This window comes from Psychrobacter sp. JCM 18902 (genome assembly GCF_904846615.1).
Lineage (GTDB): Bacteria > Pseudomonadota > Gammaproteobacteria > Pseudomonadales > Moraxellaceae > Psychrobacter.
The window spans coordinates 1,489,612-1,510,221 of record NZ_CAJHBK010000001.1 but is presented as its reverse complement, the minus strand read 5'-3'; the positions used below and the strand labels follow the sequence as shown (position 1 = coordinate 1,510,221).

At 42.3% G+C, this 20,610-nt stretch carries 14 protein-coding genes; 6 read left to right on the top strand and 8 right to left on the bottom strand.

Features of this window, described 5'->3' with window-relative positions; genetic code table 11:
* Positions 1–106: 106 nt before the first annotated feature.
* Positions 107–1,204, bottom strand: a complete 1,098-nt coding sequence (locus JMY05_RS06165; protein ID WP_045446925.1) for a hypothetical protein — start codon at positions 1,202–1,204, stop codon at positions 107–109.
* A gap of 91 nt (positions 1,205–1,295) precedes the next feature.
* Between JMY05_RS06165 and JMY05_RS06160 the strand changes: the two genes are divergently transcribed.
* A protein-coding gene (locus JMY05_RS06160; protein ID WP_145990073.1) for an IS5 family transposase occupies positions 1,296–2,046 on the top strand; the annotation gives its coding sequence in 2 pieces (ribosomal slippage) (positions 1,296–1,519 and positions 1,518–2,046; 753 coding nt in all).
* Here JMY05_RS06160 and JMY05_RS06155 read toward each other — a convergent pair.
* From JMY05_RS06155 to JMY05_RS06145, 3 genes are all read right to left on the bottom strand, one after another.
* Positions 2,043–2,981, bottom strand: coding sequence for a DUF11 domain-containing protein (locus tag JMY05_RS06155; protein WP_201614504.1), 939 nt, complete (start codon positions 2,979–2,981; stop codon positions 2,043–2,045). The genes JMY05_RS06160 and JMY05_RS06155 overlap by 4 nt on opposite strands.
* A 51-nt stretch (positions 2,982–3,032) precedes the next feature.
* Positions 3,033–3,497, bottom strand: coding sequence for a hypothetical protein (locus tag JMY05_RS06150; protein WP_060490843.1), 465 nt, complete (start codon positions 3,495–3,497; stop codon positions 3,033–3,035).
* A gap of 273 nt (positions 3,498–3,770) precedes the next feature.
* The gene (locus tag JMY05_RS06145; RefSeq protein ID WP_045446021.1) at positions 3,771–5,573 is read right to left on the bottom strand and encodes a hypothetical protein; all 1,803 of its coding nucleotides are present in this window, start codon (positions 5,571–5,573) and stop codon (positions 3,771–3,773) included.
* 630 nt (positions 5,574–6,203) lie between these two features.
* Here JMY05_RS06145 and aceE point away from each other — a divergent pair.
* The gene (gene aceE / locus JMY05_RS06140) at positions 6,204–9,017 is read left to right on the top strand and encodes a pyruvate dehydrogenase (acetyl-transferring), homodimeric type (protein ID WP_201614502.1); all 2,814 of its coding nucleotides are present in this window, start codon (positions 6,204–6,206) and stop codon (positions 9,015–9,017) included.
* Positions 9,018–9,042: 25 nt separating this feature from the next.
* A complete protein-coding gene (locus tag JMY05_RS06135; RefSeq protein WP_201614500.1) occupies positions 9,043–10,782 on the top strand; it encodes a 2-oxo acid dehydrogenase subunit E2 in 1,740 nt (579 codons plus the stop codon).
* 228 nt (positions 10,783–11,010) lie between these two features.
* Here JMY05_RS06135 and JMY05_RS06130 read toward each other — a convergent pair whose 3' ends face one another.
* Entirely contained in the window at positions 11,011–11,652 is a 642-nt protein-coding gene (locus tag JMY05_RS06130) for an OmpW/AlkL family protein (RefSeq protein WP_055124235.1), read from the bottom strand.
* Between the two features lie 842 nt (positions 11,653–12,494).
* Between JMY05_RS06130 and JMY05_RS06125 the strand changes: the two genes are divergently transcribed.
* On the top strand, positions 12,495–13,478 hold the full coding sequence (locus JMY05_RS06125; protein ID WP_045446023.1) for an ion transporter: 984 nt from the start codon (positions 12,495–12,497) through the stop codon (positions 13,476–13,478).
* Positions 13,479–13,591: 113 nt separating this feature from the next.
* Here JMY05_RS06125 and JMY05_RS06120 read toward each other — a convergent pair whose 3' ends face one another.
* The 3 genes from JMY05_RS06120 to JMY05_RS06110 form a co-directional block, all read right to left on the bottom strand.
* The gene (locus tag JMY05_RS06120) at positions 13,592–14,239 is read right to left on the bottom strand and encodes a TerD family protein (protein WP_045446026.1); all 648 of its coding nucleotides are present in this window, start codon (positions 14,237–14,239) and stop codon (positions 13,592–13,594) included.
* 88 nt (positions 14,240–14,327) lie between these two features.
* Entirely contained in the window at positions 14,328–15,464 is a 1,137-nt protein-coding gene (locus JMY05_RS06115; protein WP_045446028.1) for a helix-turn-helix transcriptional regulator, read from the bottom strand.
* Between the two features lie 165 nt (positions 15,465–15,629).
* Positions 15,630–18,485, bottom strand: a complete 2,856-nt coding sequence (locus JMY05_RS06110; RefSeq protein ID WP_045446031.1) for an ATP-binding protein — start codon at positions 18,483–18,485, stop codon at positions 15,630–15,632.
* Positions 18,486–18,857: 372 nt separating this feature from the next.
* On the opposite strand from JMY05_RS06110, the gene rsmG reads away from it, so the two are divergent.
* On the top strand, positions 18,858–19,574 hold the full coding sequence (gene rsmG, locus JMY05_RS06105; RefSeq protein WP_045446034.1) for a 16S rRNA (guanine(527)-N(7))-methyltransferase RsmG: 717 nt from the start codon (positions 18,858–18,860) through the stop codon (positions 19,572–19,574).
* A gap of 225 nt (positions 19,575–19,799) precedes the next feature.
* Positions 19,800–20,579: a ParA family protein gene (locus JMY05_RS06100; protein ID WP_045446038.1), complete on the top strand. Its 780-nt coding sequence runs from the start codon at positions 19,800–19,802 to the stop codon at positions 20,577–20,579.
* The last annotated feature ends 31 nt before the right edge of the window (positions 20,580–20,610 follow it).

The following is a 20,610-nucleotide window of genomic DNA, read 5'->3' as shown; positions in this document are numbered from 1 at the left end:
CGCTTATCCAATAAAATATCAGTGAGGGTAAGGGTAGTTCTACAAGCACTTGATGTACTTGTAGAATCAGTGGAACGATAAATAGTTATTTTTATTAAGGTTGAGATTATTTAGGAGCGTCCTTTATCTTGACTCTAAATTGAAGAGTTGCAGTACTTTGAGGTGACAAAGTAGTGATTGTTGTATTGATATTAGTACCATCATCATTTGCTGCTGTGGTGATATTAGTGGCTGGCACTCCAGGTGTGGTAGCAGATCCTGCTACATAGTCTGCCGCGGCTGCGAATTTAGATTTAGGATCTAAAATGGTCAATCCTGTAATATCAAAGCCTAGTGCGGTAGTGGATGTGTTGGTAGCATCAATCTTATAGATAACGCATTGGTTTGGTTCAGCATCGATAGCAGTATTTACAAATGTACCCTCAGCAGTACCATCACAATTAGCATCAAGTACTTGTAACTTAGCTAGCGTTAAGCCTTTGATGGTTGTGGTATTAGTAGCAATGGCTGGCGCTGAAGGATCATTACCAGCAGGTGTGATAGTGACGATATTATTTTCAGTCTTATTTAGCGCACCTGTGCCATCAGACTTGACTGTATAAATAATATCAACAGTGCCCTTTGATGCAATAATCACTGAAATTGGAAGACGATATTCGCCAGCAGTGCTAGTAGGTTCTAAATATCCTGTTGTGCCATTAGCTAATTTATAGCTAGGACGATTAGTGGCAGCTGTGTCAGTTATGATGCCAAGGGGTGTCTTACCATCAGGATCAGTAATTTTAATGGTAATAGGACGATTGGTGCCGCCCTCAGGTGCATCACCTGTATTAGTAAGGGTATTAGTGAAGATAGTAGTACCGTCTACAGCAATCTCTTTAGAAGTGCCTTTATTATCGACACCATTAGAGATCGTTAAACTACGTTTATTGACTTCTAGAGCCGCAGCTGAATCGCCACCTTTAGTACCGGGCTCAGCAGTATTGGTATACTCTGTATCATCATCGGTAGGGTAATAAGTCTTCGTATTTTCAGCAGCATCGTCTTTATTGGTACTATCAATAATAGTCACACCACTATCTAAAGTGTCTTCAACGCGCGCGTGATTGATCACACCATTGACAGGCGCTACATTAGGGTCTTGTTTGACATCAAAGGTGATCGTTACACTAGCCCCAACAGCTAGATCAATACCTGAATACACAAAGCCTTGATTAGGGCGTGTCCCTAATCTGTAAAAGTAAGTATAAAGGCTTTAAAATAAAGAGACTATTTCAAACAGGGCTCTCTAAATTATGGCAAGAACAGTGCTCACCGATAATACATGGGAACAACTCCAAAGTACCATGAAGGCTCATGGCTGTCATACTTGGAAAAACGACAAACAAGTCATGGAAGCCATATTGTGGAAACTTCGTACAGGCGCGCCATGGCGTGATATACCGAGTGAGCTATGCCCATGGAAAACGGCCTACAACCGTTTTAATAGGTTGTCAAAAAAGGGGTTGTGGGAACAATTTTTTTGACCTACGAGCAAGTATTGATGAAGAATGGGTATTCGCAGACGGAAGCTATATCCGCTGTCATCAGCATTCAAGCGGCGCAAGACGAGGAGAGCTTCGAGCCACTGGAAAGTCACGAGGTGGAACCACTACCAAGATTCATCTCGCCGTCGATTCGCATGGAAACCCGATTGATTTTAAAATCACTGGGGGTGACGTCCACGACAGCCAAGCGGTAGATGATATTATAGAGATGCTAACGGATGCGACCTACTTTATTGCTGATAAAGCTTATGATTCTGAAACCATTAGAACTAGGCTAAAGCAAGATAACATAAGCCCTGTCATCCCTAAAAGAAAAAATGCTAAACAACCAGATGTAGCGTTTGATCACTATTTATATAAGCTACGACACTTAGTTGAAAACACGTTTGCAAGGCTAAAGCACTTCCGTAGTATTGCGACTAGATACGAAAAATTGGCTCGTAATTATAAGTCTATGCTGTATCTAGCTTGTACTATGATTCATTGCAAACTGAATTAGGGACACGCCCTAGTACCAGTCGTGGTTTCTACAACAGAAGCACCACTAGTAGCATCCGTTGATTTTACAGAACCTGTTACTAATATTAGACCAGCAGGTAATGTATCACGCACGGTGATACCAGTTGCAGCAGCAGCATAAGTTGCACGGCCATCGTTAGTGACTTTGATACTATAGGTAGCGGTATCATCTAAGTCATTAAGGTTAAGCGTGTCAGTTATCGACTTTACGATACCAAAAACAGGCAAAACTGTACTTGATGTATCTGTATTGGTTAATGTCTTACTAACGCCTGCTGGTGTATTCGTTGATAGAGCCGTACTCGTAGCGGTCAAAGTGAGTTTTTGAGTATCTCCGCCTTTATTGCCTTTCGTCTTAGCATTGATAGTGAATACAACATACTGACCAGCTGTCAGTGTAAAGACATTATTGGTGCCAGTAAGTATTGAGTTAACAGGAATATCAGTGCCAGATGTCCCTGAACCAGTAGCCGCAGTCCCACCAGCTTCAAATAACTGGTATGAAACTGTAGAAGCACCAAGGTCGTAATCAGCCTGATCACCAGATCCATTAGTGATATTGCTTAAATTGACCGTGTATTCATCAGTACGGTTACCAGTATTTTCTAATCTATGTACAAACGCTACCACCTTTTCAGGAGTTACGTTGCCACCAGAATTTATATCATCCGCATTACCAGAATTTTGCGCCAAAAGTGAGAATGAAATCTGCTCTGAGATATTAACAGTAACAGCATTAGATTTGACTTTAGGCTGTTCAACGTTGTTAACAGAATAGGTAGCTTCAGCTACGTTAACAATAGTAGGAGATTTCGTTGATGTGCCACTAACGGCAGCATTAGCCCCAGTAGAGATACCCATTACCGCAGCAACACCAACGGCTAACAGGCTATAATTAAAATTATTTGATTTCATATAGATATCCTAAAATTAGAAGAGCAAGATTTTGTGAGTTGAAGGAGAGGTCTAGTTGACGATCGTGTTAAGCGCTACGGCGGCAGATTTCTGTGCTGGTAATAACTTGATATTCCAGCGCAGGGTACGATATTCAGAAAACGGAATTTTGACCATTTTGCCATCGACTTTACGCATCAGTGGCATATCGGCATAGTTCTTGCCATCGATACTGGCTTGAGCACTGGTAGGGTTAGCTTCACCAGTGAAAGCCATATTGGCAGGGATAGGCAATACGACCGCCAGATCTTGGATATCTTTGTTAATAATATTGCTGTATGTTGCCTTGTACTGAATGACCGTACCCGCTGGAGCATTACGAACTGGTAGATAAGAGATCTTACCTTCGGCGTTTTTGGTGACTTGATTGGCTGTTAGATCCATTTTTAAAGCATCATTGGCGTGAGCAGCACTTAGTGCTATTACCGACGCTAAGCTTGCTAATATGGCACTGCGTAAAAAATTAAAACCTTTCATATCGTATTCCTTGCTTAAACCATTATTATCAAGTCAATCTTGACTTCGTCCCATGCAATATAAAAACTGCAATCAACTATGAATAAGAGATGCTGATAAAGTTAGAATTGTTCCTTAATGTGATTGTCACGCAAACAATACAAATATTCACCACAAAAATGACAAATGGTATTTTGGAGTACACAAACGGTAAAAGCCCTATCTACAGAGATAGGGCTTTTGTCAGTAAAAAATATTCTTTAGAGTTGATAATATAGCAAGGGGAAATATTTACTAAGGATTCACAGTAGTGCCGTATTTGGTGTTGAAATACAGAGTAGCTTTTGTGGGAGATGAGCTAGTAGTCTTTAATAAGTCGAATTTATTTGACACTATTTTGTCTACTGGCAATGTATTGACGTTATTGTTAATAGTAATTGGATCTCCTAAAGGAAGAGGTGAAACAAATACAGATTTAATTGGAGCGGTTTGCAAGGTATCAGTGATCTGAATATCCTTTAAATCAATATGGCCTCGATTATAAGCTTCAATTCTATAAGCTATGCATTTACCAGAATCTATTTCTTTTATCTCGGCAATACTAAATACAGGTATTTGTGAAGAAGTACCACTAGTGCCATTATAATTGGAGTTAATATTACAGCTATGACCATACTGCGACTTAATTAAGACTAATGAAGCATTATTAGCTTGAACTTCTCCAAAGTCTAAGTTGCGTGAACCATCACTTTCTGTTTTGTAGTCAAACACATTAGCTACTAAGTTTACTTCGCGAACATTAGAGGTAGTATCGACATTATATTCCCAATTATTTGGCTCTACTTGTACGATACAAATTTTCGCTACGCCTACTAATAAACTTGCGGGCACCATGAATTTATATTGACCCAAAGGTACTGATGTTTCCAATATATTTTGTGCTGTCGTACCAGTAATGTTGGTGCCACCATTGGGTCCGCAGTTTGTCAACCGCACCTGTAACCCAGTAGCACCAATACCTGAGTCTCTATTGTTACCGCTGCTGTCAAAAATACCATTAAAATAGTTAGAGTTGCTAGTGAAGGTGCTAGTAATATCTTGTCTAGTGTTTTCAATAGCAGGAATTCCACCGTTATCATTAAATACAAAACCAGTGAAAGTGTACTGAGGAGTATAACAATAGCTATCTAAGCGAAGTTGAATTCTCTGAGTAGTGGGACTTGTTACATTGTTCGTGTTACCGTATATTAAAGTCACTGACTTAACAGGTTTGTTAAATAATACAGATCCTTGACAGGCTGATTGAAGAGAAGAAGTACAGTTATAGCTGTTACTAGTAGAAGATGTCTGCAAACCATTTGTGAGTTTGGTTACAATAGAATTAGGTATGGTTTGAAGTGTACCTTCAATGATACCGTCGTTTTCAGTGACTCCTGTAATCTTTATTAAATCATCCCATCCTGTACGACTTGATACACTTTTATCAATATCAAATACGCTCAATGCTACCTTATCTAGATAAGTAACTTTACCATTTTTACTGTCCTGAAACTCTAAAGTAATATTCGAGTAAGATGCCGGACTGTTAAAATTTCTATTAATGTCAATAGCAGGATTAGTAGTAGTTCCTGAAATAGTCGTGTTATTACCAGAGTTTTCTATCCCAATATCGTCGATGCTCATTTTTATTTTTAATGAGATGTTTGCTGTAGTATTACCTGAAAATGTAGTTTGACTTGACACATTTTTATAATCCTTTGAATTAAAACTATTCAAAACATCACTATAACTACCACTGCTCAAAAAGCCTTTGGTGGATCCTGCTGGACAAACAGCATTAGAGCCAGGGTTGTTTTCAAAAGCAAAAGCAGACCCACTAGCCAAAGAAAACAGCAAAACTCCTACTATAACTAACATTTGTTGCAAGTGCCTACGATATGAAGGCATATCGTTAGCAGTGTGGTATATCATAAAAGCAGAAGATACATTACTAACCAACATTAAGCTCATAGCGGCTATCAATGCCAGTACCCGATATATGTATTCACTGAATAGTTGTGAAATTATTGAATTTAGAACGTATGGCATTTTATGCATATGGTTATCCCTATAAGAAGCTAAAACTTGCTATAAGCGTTTAACTAGTTCTTAATTATTTCACTAACTAAACTAATGTATATATTACGTAACTTAACATATTAAGCAATAATTTCGTAAAAGTCCTACGAAATGGATGAATGGCAGATATTTCATGACCAGCTACAGTATCTGGTTATAGATGTTAGCTCGTTAGCAAACAATCCTTATATTTCTTTGAAACATTTCTAAAAAATCTAATGATTATTTATTTCAAAAATACTTGTCATATCACCATTTCTTTACAGCTATAAACAACTGCAGCATAAGAGCCTATAATAAAGAGTTATTATCATTTGATAATTGACTATAAAAGTTGGGTTAGCATTTTATTATCTAACCACTTTTAAATACTCAGTTCATATGCGATGGATAGTAGCACTGTTTTTATTTTGGCTATGTGAGGCTGCTCCAGATGATGAGTCGGTCAAATACTGCTGCATAACCGCACCCTACTATAAATCTCACTTCTTAAAATTAACAAGGAAGTCATTGAGAAAATTATTCCCGCACGACAATATTGAAGTAACACTTTGATTTAATAATATCCTGTCTTCGGGCAGGACTGACTGATAAAAAAGGACAATAGTGATGAATTATTATAAGGATGCTGATAGCACCGAAACCCAAGAGTGGCTGGAAGCGTTTGAATCTGTTATCAAACATGCAGACAAAGATCGTGCTCAGTTTCTGCTAAAAGCTTTATACAATATGGCAGTTCAAGAAGGCCTGCCGTTCAATCGTCTTGATACCGCTTATATCAATACCATCGCCGTTGAAGATGAACCGATGTACCCTGGCGACCTAACCATTGAGCGAAAAATCCGTGCTTTGATTCGCTATAACGCATTGGCCATGGTCATGCGCGCGAATAAAAATGACGACGATTTGGGTGGTCACTTAGCGACGTTCGCTTCTAGTGCCACGCTATACGAGACAGGTTTTAACCATTTTTTCCGTGCTGCCAGCGATCATTTCGGTGGTGACATGATTTATTATCAAGGTCACTCAGCACCCGGTATTTATGCGCGTTCTTATTTAGAAGGTCGATTGACTGAGGATCAGCTGGATAATTTCCGTCGTGAAGTCGGTGGCAAAGGCTTATCAAGCTATCCGCATCCATATCTCATGCCAGATTACTGGCAGTTCCCAACCGTATCGATGGGACTTGGTCCGATCATGTCTATCTATCATGCCCACGTACATCGCTATATGGAAAACCGTGGTTTGCTAGAGAAAGAAGGTCGTAAGATTTGGACGTTCTTGGGTGATGGTGAAACGGATGAGCCAGAAAGCTTAGGCGCGATTTCTCTCGCTGGCCGTGAAAAGCTAGATAACCTAATCTGGGTCGTCAACTGTAATTTACAGCGTCTTGATGGTCCAGTCCGTGGTAACGGTAAAATTATCCAAGAGCTAGAGTCTGTGTTCCGCGGGGCTGGCTGGCGAGTGATTAAAGTTATCTGGGGTGGTAAATGGGACAGCTTGCTTGCCAATGACAAAACGGGCGTGCTCAAACATCGTATGGAAGAAGTGGTCGATGGTGAGTATCAGCTATACGAAGCCCGTACAGCTGAGTTCACTCGCAAAGAGTTCTTTGGTAAATATCCTGAGTTAGAAGAGATGGCCGATGCGCTATCTGATGAGGATATCTCGCGCTTGAATCGTGGTGGTCATGATCCAATGAAAGTGTATGCTGCATTCAGTGAAGCGATGAAAACCAAAGGTCAGCCAACCGTTATTTTAGTCAAAACCGTTAAAGGCTATGGCTTATCGGCTCAAACACAAGCGGTTAATAAATCACATCAGATTAAGAAACTCGATCAAGAAGCGTTGATGTATTTCCGCGATCGCTTTGATTTGCCATTTACTGACGAGCAGCTAGAGACGCTACCATTCTATCGCCCTGAAGAAGGTTCAGCGGAGATGAAGTACCTTAAAGGTCGCCGCGAAGCGCTAGGTGGTCATTTACCAAATCGCCGCAGTGGGCATATCCCATTGAATATTCCTGAACTGTCAATGTTTGATCGGGTATTAAAAGGCAGCAATGGTAAAGAGCAATCAACGACGATGGTATTTGTGCGCTTATTGTCAGCCATGCTAAAAAACAAAGACATCCAAGATCGCGTCGTGCCAATCGTACCTGATGAAGCACGCACTTTTGGTTTAGAAGGTATGTTCCGTCAATTGGGCATCTACTCAGCTGTTGGTCAAAAATATACGCCAGAAGACAGTGAAGCTTTAATGGGCTATAAAGAAGCCATCGACGGTCACATGCTAGAAGAAGGTATCAACGAAGCAGGCGCAATGAGTACGTGGATTGCGCTTGCAACCAGTTACTCTGTGAACGCGCTACCAATGATTCCGATGTATATCTATTACTCGATGTTTGGTTTCCAACGTGTGGGTGATTTGGCTTGGGCGGCAGGCGATTGTCAAGCACAGGGCTTCTTGCTAGGCGCAACAGCTGGTCGTACCACCTTGAACGGCGAAGGCTTGCAGCATCAAGATGGTCATTCACAGATTCTATTTAACGTTGTGCCTAACTGTGTGACTTATGATCCTTGCTTCGGTTACGAGCTAGCAGTCGTCATGCACGACGGTCTACGCCGTATGTATGGTGAAGGCGAACGCGTTTATTATTACTTAACGCTAATGAACGAAAACTACGAGCAACCTGAGATGCCAGAAGGTGCCGAAGAAGGTATCAAGCGCGGTATGTATTTGCTCGAAGACAATGGTTCAACCCAAGTGCAGCTATTAGGATCTGGCGTTATTTTACGTGAAGTACAAAAAGCGGCGCAGATTCTAAAAGATGAGTTTAATATTACCTCCAACGTCTGGAGCGTGACCAGCTTTAACGAGTTGACGCGTGACGGTATGGTTTGTGATGATTACAATCGCTTACATCCAATGGATGAAGAGAGAGTGCCTTGGGTGACTGAGCAATTGGCACCGCACGAAGGTATCGTAGTTGCCGCGACGGATTATATGCGCAATTATTCGGAGCAAATCCGTGCTTGGTTGCCAGACAATCGTCCTTACACGACGCTAGGGACTGATGGCTACGGCCGTTCTGATACTCGTGAAAATTTGCGTAGTTTCTTCAACGTTGATGCCGCACATATCGTGGTTGCGACGCTCAAACGCCTAGCGGATGAGGGTGAAGTCGAGATGCGTTTGGTGAAAGATGCCATCTCAAGTTTAGGCATCGATGTGGATCAGCCACCTGCATGGCAACAACAGCCTTATTATGATCATTCTCCCGATGCACCAGCACCTGGTAATGTCAATCCAAATCCTGTCCCTGAATTTGTCGCTGAAGATGATGATGAAATCAGCAATGAGGGTCGGGCTGAAGATCAAGCGGATGCGACTTTACTTAATAACGGTGATGTCAAAGAATAATAATCATAAGACTAGGAGATAAATCATGGATATTAAAGCCCCCGATTTGGGTGTTGATAGCGCCGAAGTCAGCGAAATTATGGTAGAAGTGGGTGATGTCATCGCAAAAGATGACAACATCATTCTATTAGAATCTGACAAAGCCTCGGTTGAAGTACCAAGTTCCGCTGCTGGGAAAGTCACCAAAATCAGCGTTGCTGTTGGTGATCAAGTCAGTGAAGGTATGGTGCTGATTGAGCTTGAAAGTGCAGAAGACAATGTAGAAGATAGTGCAGAAAGCAATGTAGATAATCATGACGATAGCGCTGCTGATGAAAAGAAAGAAGCAGATGCTAAGCCAGAAACAAAGGCTGAGCCTGCTGCAACTGAGTCAAAGCTATTAGAGCCTAGTGCAAAACCTGCGTCTAACGCTGGCAAAGCCACGACTTATGCATTACCTGATCTAGGTGTTGATGAAGCGCAAGTTTCTGAAATCATGGTCAGTGTTGGTGACATCGTGACTGCGGATCAATCAATCCTATTGATTGAATCTGACAAAGCATCGGTAGAAGTACCCGCACCAGTCGCTGGTAAGATTGAAAAAATACTGGTTGAAACAGGTGACATGGTTGCTAATGGTCAAGACTTTATCGTTATCATGAGTAGTGGTGCAGATGCTGCTGATGAAAGTGAGTCTACATCAGATAGCGCTGAGCCAAAGCCTTCAGCACCAGCCAAAGCAGAAGAGAACTCTGCTGCTAAAACAACGGGTGAGCCAAAACAGGCAGAAAAATCTACAACGCCTAATGCGGTCGCTAGTAAGCCAGCTGATAAGTTGACTGAAGCACAGGTCAATGAAAAGTTGGTTGACGTATATGCAGGTCCAGCCGTACGTAAGCTGGCGCGTCAGTTAGGTGTCGATATCACCCAAGTGAATGGTTCGGCGCTAAATGATCGTATTCTAAAAGAAGACTTGTTTGCGCATGTTAAAGAAAGCCTAAGCACTCAAAAAGCGGCACCTGCCAGTGGCAATGTAGCCAGCGCTAGCCTGCCAAGCTTACCTGATATGAGTAACGTTGAGATTTGGGGTGAAACAACAACCCAAGACCTTAGCCGTCTACAAAAAGTCTCGATACCGCAGCTCAACTACAATACCTTGTTGCCACAAGTGACCCAGTTTGATTTGTCTGATATCACTGAGACAGAAAAACTGCGCGGCGAGTTAAAAGGTAGCATGAAAGCTGAAGGTATCGGCTTCACGATTTTAGCGTTCGTGGTCAAAGCGACGGCCTATGCCTTAACACAGCATCCACGTTTTAACAGTCATTTAAGCGACGACAATACGCAAGTTATCTTACGTAAAAGCGTCAATATGGGCATCGCGGTGGCAACGGATGATGGTCTCATCGTACCTGTTATCAAGAATGTGCAGGATAAAGGCCTGAAGCAAATCGCCATTGAAATTGGTGAGCTTGCGGTAAAAGCGCGTGACAAAAAACTCACTACTAAAGATTTGCAAGGCGCAAGCTTTACCATATCAAGCCAAGGCAACTTGGGTGGCACTGCCTTTACGCCATTAGTAAATTGGCCTCAAGTGGGTATTTTAGGCGTGTCTGAGGCAAGTATGCAGCCACGTTGGGATGCTAAGAAGCAAAGCTTTGAGCCGCGTCTCATGTTGCCATTATCATTGTCTTACGATCACCGTGTGATTAATGGCGCAGATGCTGCCGTATTTACCCGCTATATCGCAACGTTGCTGGCTGATCCGCGCCGTATTTTGCTGTAAGAATCGTTTGTACTAAAAGGATCTGAAAAAAGAAGACTATCTTAGGATGGTCTTTTTTTATGATTAAAATTTGATACTAATAGTCACCAGATTTTTAGCAGTTAATGACTGTAGCACAATCGTTTTTATCTATAATATTTTTATCTATAATCATTGCCGCTTAAGCTTTAAGCACAAAAAAGCCGGCGATTAAGCCAGCTTTTTTTATTCACATTACTTTATGTTATATTAGAAAGTCTTAACAAAAGCAACGCCATATACCCAAGGGCTGATGTCAACTTCACCAAGGTCAATGGTCTCACCATTAGCTTTTACGCTGGCGTCTGTTTTGATGTCCATATAGCGAGCATCAATACGGAAGTATTCAGTTGGGGCAAAAGGTATGTCAAGACCGATGTGACCAGCAACGCCAACGCTGTCATCAAGTTCTAATTTTTCGAAAGCATCGCTATAGATTTTTTCTTTAAAGAAAGTCGTATAGTTCACACCAACACCAACAAATGGTTTCACATTCATAGGCATGTTGTAGCCATCGAAGTGATATTGTACCGATAGAGTCGGTGGTAAATGCTGAGTTTTAGCATCGATAGTAGCATCGCCAGCAGTTAAGGTAATGTCATGATGGAATGGTGTAGCCGCTAGTAATTCAATACCAATGTTATTGGCAACGAAATATTCGCCGCTAATGGTTGGTTGAACATCACTGTCTACGTCGACACCAATAGTGCCATCTGCCAGAGTACCGTTATCGCTCTTTGGGTCAACCATGTGAGCGCCAGCAGCGACAGACCAAGTACCAGCTGGTACAGCAAATGCTGTGGTCATAGTAAGTGCAGCAGCAGTGGCTAAAACTAGGGATTGTAGTTTCATCATTTGATTCCTTAACGTGATAGAAGATTATCGGTGGCTATCTAACGAGGGATGACATTAGGTACCGATACACAATGTTATGATTATTGACTAACCTGTAACATTACAACGCTATTATAATACAAAACCATATTTACTGTAAGGTTTTAAACGCACATTAATGGCTTTTATGGCATAAATTTACCGTAAAAGGTATATTTGTTGAGGTAATTAAACATTACTTAGGACAGTTAGCATTTGTGAAGCAAGACTTAGATTCCTTCATGCTGATGTTATACAGAGGTATGGCATTAGAATTTGGTCGATAGTCAATGATGCTAAACTCTCGCTGATATTTTTAGAATGTTAAAATGTCAAAAACTTAGAGTCGGTAATGATAGTCTCATTACTTTTCGAATGAATAATGAGAGTGGGAAAAGAGGGGTAATATATTATGCTTGGCTATTGTAGTAATTCTCCTCTACGCTGCACGAACGCACGTTCTGTAACGATATTGGATCGGATGGACTCTTGCTGTCCTGAATGCAACTTATTTTTGCTGCCTGCTCAAGATATCAGTCAGCAATTACGCGCTGATGAACGATTCTTACGCTTCGCTATCATCGCCATTGTGCTGGTGCTAATTTTGTTTGCCTACATGTATTATTTAAATTTAGTATAATCATCGATCATGATTCATACTAAATAAGCCAGTCCTATCACTAGTAATACTCTAAGAGCACTATATCGCTAAGTAGTGATGGGTATGAAATACTGATGGTGACCGAGCATTAATGTCATATTCTGTGATGACTGCTTTATTATATTAATATAAGACCGGTGTTTCACCGCATAGGGACGGCATGCTATTCCAATCTATACGGCGCTTGCGTCTTTTCGTTTATAATATTCTGCAAAATGATGAGCACGATACGCTGTTTAGCCGTTGCGTTGACTATTTTTTAATATTTTTAATCATGACCAATGTAGCAGCGGTCATTGCTGAGTCGGTTGACAGTTGGTATTACCCTTATCAGGAGTATTTTACTTGGTTTGAAAATTTCTCTATCGTAGTGTTTTCTATTGAGTATTTGCTGCGTTTGTGGAGTGTGGCCGAGGAAAAACCAGATGACACCACTTGGCGTCAGCGCTGGGAGTGGTTGAAAAGTCCTTCTGCGTTGATTGATTTAGTCGCCATTGCGCCAGCTTTCCTGAATTTCTTTGTTACGATTGATTTACGCTTCTTACGTATATTACGTTTATTCCGCATTCTCAAACTGACCCGCTATTTTGCTTCGTTACGCATCTTATTGGTGGTCATCAGCAAAGAAAAAGGCTCGTTCCAAGCGGTTATTTTTATTTTAATAATTATGATTGTGACGGCATCTAGCGGCATTTACTTGGTTGAAAACCATGCCCAGCCAGAAGAGTTTGAGTCGATACCTAAAGCGATGTGGTGGGCGGTGGTGACGCTAACGACGGTGGGCTATGGCGATGTCACGCCGATTACCAATGCGGGTAAAATATTGGGTGCGGTTATTACCATATTAGGTGTGGGTCTGGCGGCATTACCTGCAGGTATTTTAGCGACTGGTTTGGCAAATGAGCTTGCTCAGCGCCGTGAAGAGCTTGAACAGGACTTTCGAGCGCAGCTGATTGACAGTGATTTTGATTTGGTGAAAAATCAGATGATGATCGATAAAATTCGCCGTGAGCTGGGACTGGATAAAGAGCAGGCGCAAAATATCGTATTACAGGTATTACGCGAACAAGAGCTTGAGCGCCGCGAAAGAGAAGTGGAAGAACGACAAAAGAATTTTTGCCCACATTGCGGTGAGCCACTGTAAGTCTTTTATAGTGATTACTTTAGGTTTCAAAAAATGGATATGTAAGAAAAGGGTGCAACGTTATCAGAACGTTGCACCCTTTTTATTAGCAATAAACAGATATTTTATGGTATTTAGATAGCTTGTGGAATGGGTAGTGCACGTGCCAATTCATGGGCGACTTGCTGCGCCGCCGTTGCTAAATTTTCGGCAGGAAGGGGTAAGTTTTGCAGTGTGAGATGCCAATCATCCACTTCTCGGCGTAAATGTGCCACCCACAGCGTCGTACAATCACGTGGCAGTTGCTTTAGATTGACTTCAAAGCATCGATTGCCTTCATCATCGCTTAGATGAATCTCGCCTTTTTTGACTCTTGAAAACGGATGACCGTGGTAAGAGTTGGCTATCATAGCAATGTGGGTGATGTGTGCTGGAATTTTATCTAAGTAAAGCCTGATTTGCTCTTGATCAAGAGGTGCCAAATACATCGCTTGTTCGCCGCGATCTTTGCCATTGAGACTGTCGCCTTGATGTTTCACTGATTCCGCTTTATCGCGCAATTGTTTGAACCAAACGATATCACTGATGGTGCAATTGTCGTCATATAGTACGCAAGCCAAATCAATATCAATAGCGCTCTGGTTTTTTTTAAAGCGCTTAAACATGCCTTTTGGCTCAATCTTGGTAAATTCATAGTTTAGCGCAAAAAATAAGGTTCCCGCGTCTAAGCCCAGTTCTCTTAAACTGTCTGACAATAATGGCAATGAGGCAGTGGTCGGCATAACATTCCTTATCTACTTTCGTTCTTCATTTTTAAATAGTGGTAATCGTCTGAATACGGTTACATTTGAGCGTCATTACCCGCAGTTATTATTTATGATCAAAAAACTTATCCAATACGGCTTGATGTAACAATGCTGGTTTGGCATTCAATAAACCATTGCCAAAACCACGTAACCACCAAACCAGTTGTGAAGTTAGGTTGACAGTGGCTTGAATGGTCAGCGTGTCATCATCCAACGTAACAGTTTGATCGTCACTGAGCTTGCTTTCAGTCAGGCTTTTGCCCGCTTGTTTGGTGAATTGTAGCTCAATAGCGGTGTTTTTGCCATGATTAGGCAGCTCACCGAATAAGGGGTGGCTAAAGCCCATACCACCCGCATCCAAATAAGTATCGAGTTGGAAACTCTCAGGTGTTTGTGCGGCGCTTTCAAGAATATCAACGCTAGTAAATCGATGTAGGGCAAAGGTACGAATGGTAAAGTTTGGATCATCAGTACGAGTTGCCAGCAGATAAATAATCACACCGCGCTGGATAATAGCGATGGGATTCAAAAGATATTCACTGGCCTGTGATTTATTGCTGCGGGTATAGCTGGCTTTGATTTGTAATTGATAAAATAGCGCATGGTAAATATTGTCTTTGCTATCCAAGTCAATATGCGGCGCGATTAGTGGCTGAGTGGCAGGCTCAATACGCACTCTGTCGATCCATGAATGGGTGACTTTACTGTTTTTTAGCTGCCGCCTTGCCAAGTCAAACCACGGGAATAATTCATCTAAAATAACAGGTGGTAGTAGCTGAGTTAGATTGGCTTCAACCATATTAAAGGCGACTGCTTGCGATAGATTCATGTGCGGTAAGCTTTGGAGTGGCGCGTCATCACGCCAGCGCCAGCCTTGTGGGTTGGCGTTGTTTTTTTCTATGGGAAAGCGTTTTGCCAGCGCATTTAAGTCGCGTTGAACAGTGCGCAAGCTGATGTCAAAGCCTGCCATCATCAGCTGCTCGTATATATGGGTTGTGCCCACCCAGCGGTTGCGCTGTAGTTGCGATAGCACTTGCCACTGGCGCGCCGTTGTCGCCGCGCCATGGCGATTATCGTTACTATCTCCTGAGACGTGGCTATCTCCTGAGACATGACTGTCCGCTGCCGCTACAGTATTAGCTTGCTCAACAGAGTTCGTTTGAGCATGAGAGTGGTCGGCGTCAGTAGAATGTACAGTCATTAAGCGATAACCTTTATGAAATTACGAGTTGGCTTTTGTATAGCTTAGCGGAGTATTAACCATTCATCATCGCAGAAAAGCATCGTAGCGTCTAGGGCATGTCTTAAATTAGCACACTGACTTATTGATTGGTTTTGACAAGGCTAAATTTCACTATAAATCAGCTTATATGGCGTCAATGGGCGTTTTAGTGGCATTGTTATCGATACCTTGATTGATGCTTTGGTTGATACCTTGATCCTCATTGATACTGACTTCGTTATGCTCCGCCTTGTCTTTACATTTTTCTTTTTTTCTCTTGCCCTGTTTTTTCTGACGTTTTGTTTTCTGCTTCTTTTTATCTTTCTTTTTGGAATTTTTATCATCCATACCATCGTCATTGTTATCTTGATTTTCATCCCATAACATCAGACGACTTAAGACTTTACCAAACAACGTGTCTTTACGATAGCGACCTTTTTTGTTCATGGTATCGATAGGTAAACCAGTCATCAGTGTCAATGCTTCGCTCAGTGTATAGACACCATAAATATGAAATTCGTTCGCCTTAACGGCAGCAATGATGTCGTCACGCAGCATGAGCTGTTTGACATTGGCCATAGGAATGACCACGCCTTGCTGCCCAGTCAATTCTTGCTCGCGGCATGCATCAAAGAATCCAGCGATTTTAGAATTGATGCCACCAACCGCTTGCACTTCACCCAATTGGTTCATAGAGCCAGTAATGGCAAATGATTGATCAATCGGGACGTTTGCTAAGGCAGATAGCAGCGCACAGCCTTCGCTGACGGTGGCACTATCGCCATCGATGTGGGCGTAGCTTTGCTCAAAAGCGAGTGAAGCACTAAAGTTGAGCGCATGATGTTGGCTAAATAATGCGCGCAAATAGCTGGTCATAATCAGCATGCCTTTGGCGTGTAAACTACCGCCCAAATCTACGTCACGCTCGATATCGAGAATCTCACCGGTACCGATATTTGGTTGAATGACGGCAGTCAGGCGGGCGGGCATGCCAAACTCGCTATCGGCATAGCTGACCACTGTCAGCGCATTGACTTGTCCGACCGCGCTGCCTGTGGTTTGAATAAGCTGCTGACCGTTTTTTAGCTCATCCCAATAGAGGTCACGCAGGTATCCTGAACGCTCGTCCATATCATCGATGGCTTGTGTGACATGATAGGCATTGACAATGTTTTTTCCGCTTAAATGCGCGTGGCGGTTAGACTCATGCAACAGCTTGATTAATAAATCACTGTGCAAGCTTAAGCGGTCTTGGTCTTCTGCTTGTAAGCTTAAATGCTCAAGTAGGGCAGCTTGCGCGCTACGATCAAACGGATAGAGATTGGCATAGTCAATGATATCAGTCATTTTCGCGACTAACGCCAATTCGTGCTCACTGCTGCGAGGCACATCATCGTGAAAATCTGCACGTACTTTAAATACCGCATCAAACTCAGGCTCAAGCTCTAACAGCTCATAATATAAGTCTGCTTCACCAAGCAAAATCACTTTAACATCAAGGTCAATGGGGGCAGGTGCTAACGATAAGCTGCCTGTTAGGGTCAGCATTTGTTCAAGGCTTGAGAGTTTGATTTTGCGTGATTGTAGTGCGCGCTTGAGACCCTGCCAAGCATACGGATGCTCAAGTAAGTGACTCGCTTCTAATAGTAAATAACCACCATTGGCACGGTGTAGAGCACCTGCTCGAATCATACTGACATCAGTGGTGACCGTGCCCAATTGGGTGATTTGCTCGACATGACCCAACAAGTTCAAGTGCGTCGGTAAGTCCTCAAAGATGACAGGTGCGCCATCTTCTGGGGTGTGATTGACAATGACGTTGACCGCATAGCGACTTGGGGTCGTGGCCAAAACTGCTGTCACAAATTCTTCGTCATCGCCATTGACGATGCGCTCGACATGCGTAACCATGTCGGCAAATACGGTCTTGAGATAATCAACGACCAGTGGGTGACTGGCAAATTGCTCATAAACAGGGGCAAATAACGGTTGTAATGCACGACGTGCAATATTGCGATGCAGGGCTTCTATCGCATCATTGGCTTCGTCCTCTAACTGCTCTAACGCGATGGTCAACTGACTTAAGCGTTTTTGCATATGGTTTTTTTGGACAAAGTTATTTAACTCCGCTTCGTATTCACTATTGCCGTATTCAGTATTGTTTTCATTCCGCTCTGCATTAATAGGATCGTTATACTCGGTGCTAGAAATGCTCGCTTTGCTACTATTATCGCTCACGGATTTATTTTTATGGCTAGCAGATAATTTATCACCACCACCACTAGTTTCTATCGCGAGTTGACTGGGATGGACAAACACCGCTTTATTATCAAAGGAGCGAAACGTCAACGCCAAATCATATTGTTTGCCTTCCGCATTGAGCACATCATAAGCCTGACTTTCTTTTTGATGCGTGTCATTTTTGATGGCTTCGATTTTGCTTTGATATTGGTCACTACGAAAGCGTTGGCTCAATCGTTTTTTGGCTTGTTGCCATAATTGATTGACTTGCTGCTGCAATAAAGAGGCTTGCCCCGCAGGTAGTCGCAGCGCTAAAGGGGTGCGTGGATCGGTGAAATTATGCACATATACCCAGTCGTCAGGTGTGGGTGCATCGGCGGCAATACGCGTTAGCAAGCGGCTGATGACGGTGCGTTTGCCCAAACCATTTTCACCAGCAGCAAACACATGATAGCCACTGGCTTTGATATCCAAAGCTGTTTGTAAGGCTTTTAGGGCACGCTGCTGACCAAAGCCCACGTCTAGATCTGGTGCCGTACGGGTATCCGAGGGTAATTCATCAGGGTCGCTATAGCGTTTTAATTGCTCAGCGGTGACAAGGCAGCGCTGCTTGATATCAATAAAGCATGGATGCGGTGCATCCGCTGTTGCTGATTGGGTGCTTTTTAATTCAATGATGGGTGTTGCCATATTATTAGCGTCTTTTTTATTAGCATCTCTTGATAATTGAGAGGTAGGGATGTGTGGCTGTTTGGTCATAGGTATAAATTATATCGTTTGTAGAAAGTGGCGTAGTTATTAAGTGTTATTAAGTGTTATTAAGTTTACTAATGAGTGCTAATACTTGGCTTTTTCTAGTTAATTTGCATCGTTCATAAAAACATCTTACAAGATAAAACGGTGTTTTAAATAAATCATTAAAAGCAGTTTTGTATCATTAGCAGGCTCTGTTAAAAACGGCTATATAAGCAATCATTCATTATCCATTTAACGTGATTAAAGAACAATAACGCCTCAATATAGGCTCAGATAGTATAAGATGTCTCACATTGGCGCAATCTGCAACTATTCAATGGGCAGACTGCATGATAAAATAGACGGTTCACATGTCAAAACTGGATAACTCGTTGTATGTCAGACTTTACTAAAACATCTTCATCCTCTGCTAACACGGGCAATATCCGTATTGATCCGACTGGCTTCGTAAAGCTTGGCGCACAGTTGCCAGCGCTGGCGAATACCTTGGCTCAAGCGGTCAATGAGCTCAAGCTATCCTTGAGTGAGACGCAGCAGCGCACATTATTATTGTACTTAGACCAGCTTTTGTTGTGGAATAAAGCGTATAATCTGACCGCCATCACTGATCCAGAAGAGGCGTTAATCAAACATATAATTGATTGTTTGGCTATTATAACGCATTTACCGTCAGGGTCACTGTTAGATATTGGCACAGGAGCAGGGATGCCAGCGGTTATCATTGCGATTTGTCAGCCAGAGCGTCAATGCACCGCACTTGATAGTAATCAGAAAAAAATTCGTTTTATTAAGCAAATCAGCAGTGAGCTTGGCTTGAATAATATGCAGCCAATTGCTTCTCGTATCGAGGCGCATGAAGCCAGATATGACGTTGTGACTTCTAGAGCCTTTGCCAGTTTGATCGATTTTGTCGAAGTGGCTCAGCCGCGCTTAGCAGATAACGGTTACCTATGCGCGATGAAAGGCAAAGCGCCAAGCGATGAAGAACTACAAGCACTAGACAATGACTGGCATATTAAGACGATTAAGCTTAAAGTGCCTCGTTTACATGATAGTCGTCATTTAATTGAATTGTCCTATAAAAATGTCTAAGCTATGAACACCTTTTAAATGATACATGTCGGTGACACATGGTTTTGTTGATATCTGAATGGCAAGATATTCAAAATATGGTGATACAGATAGTGCTAATTGTATAGAGATACTCGTACTGTTTACACTTATGAGTATGATGCTATGCAAAGTTTAGCGAAAAATTGATTGTGTAAGCCAAAAGTAAAATAACAGTAATAGACCCTAATTAAATTGAGTGAGTGTATGGAAATCATAGCAATTGCGAATCAAAAAGGCGGCGTGGGCAAAACCACGACGGCAGTAAATTTGACCGCCAGCTTGGCTGCGAAGCGCAAGCATGTACTGCTGATTGACTTAGACCCACAGGGTAATGCGACCAGTGGTACGGGTGTCGATAAGAATGAATTGGCACTGACAATAGCGGACGTGCTATTGGATGGGGTGTCGTTATCTGATGCTATTGTTACTAGTCCGGCGAGGTTTGATGTGATCGGCGCCAATCGTGATTTGGCTGGCATGGATATCACCCTAATGAATAAGACCGATAGCCATGAGCTGTTTAAGACAGCAATGGTGGCATTGGTCAATGATCAGCTAGCTGCTAACAAACCTGCTTACGATTATGTGGTTATAGACTGTGCACCCAGCTTGAATTTGCTGACGATTAATGCGTTAGTTGCTACAGACAGCGTCATTATTCCGATGCAGTGTGAATACTATGCATTAGAAGGCTTGGCTGATTTGTCGCAGACGATAGAGCGTTTAACCGAGTTGAATCCGAAGCTATACATTCGTGGTGTAGTGAGAACATTATTTGATACACGCAATACACTGGCTCGCGACGTGTCTGCCGAGCTTGAAGCGCACTTTGGCGATATTATGTATAAAACCCATATTCCAAGAAATATTCGCTTGGCAGAAGCGCCAGCACATGGTTTGCCAGTTATCGCTTACGAGAGATGGTCAAAAGGTGCGCGCGCTTATCAAAAATTGGCGGCTGAAGTCATGAAACAAAGTGACTAATACGCATGTATGCATGTTTTTTAGCACCAAT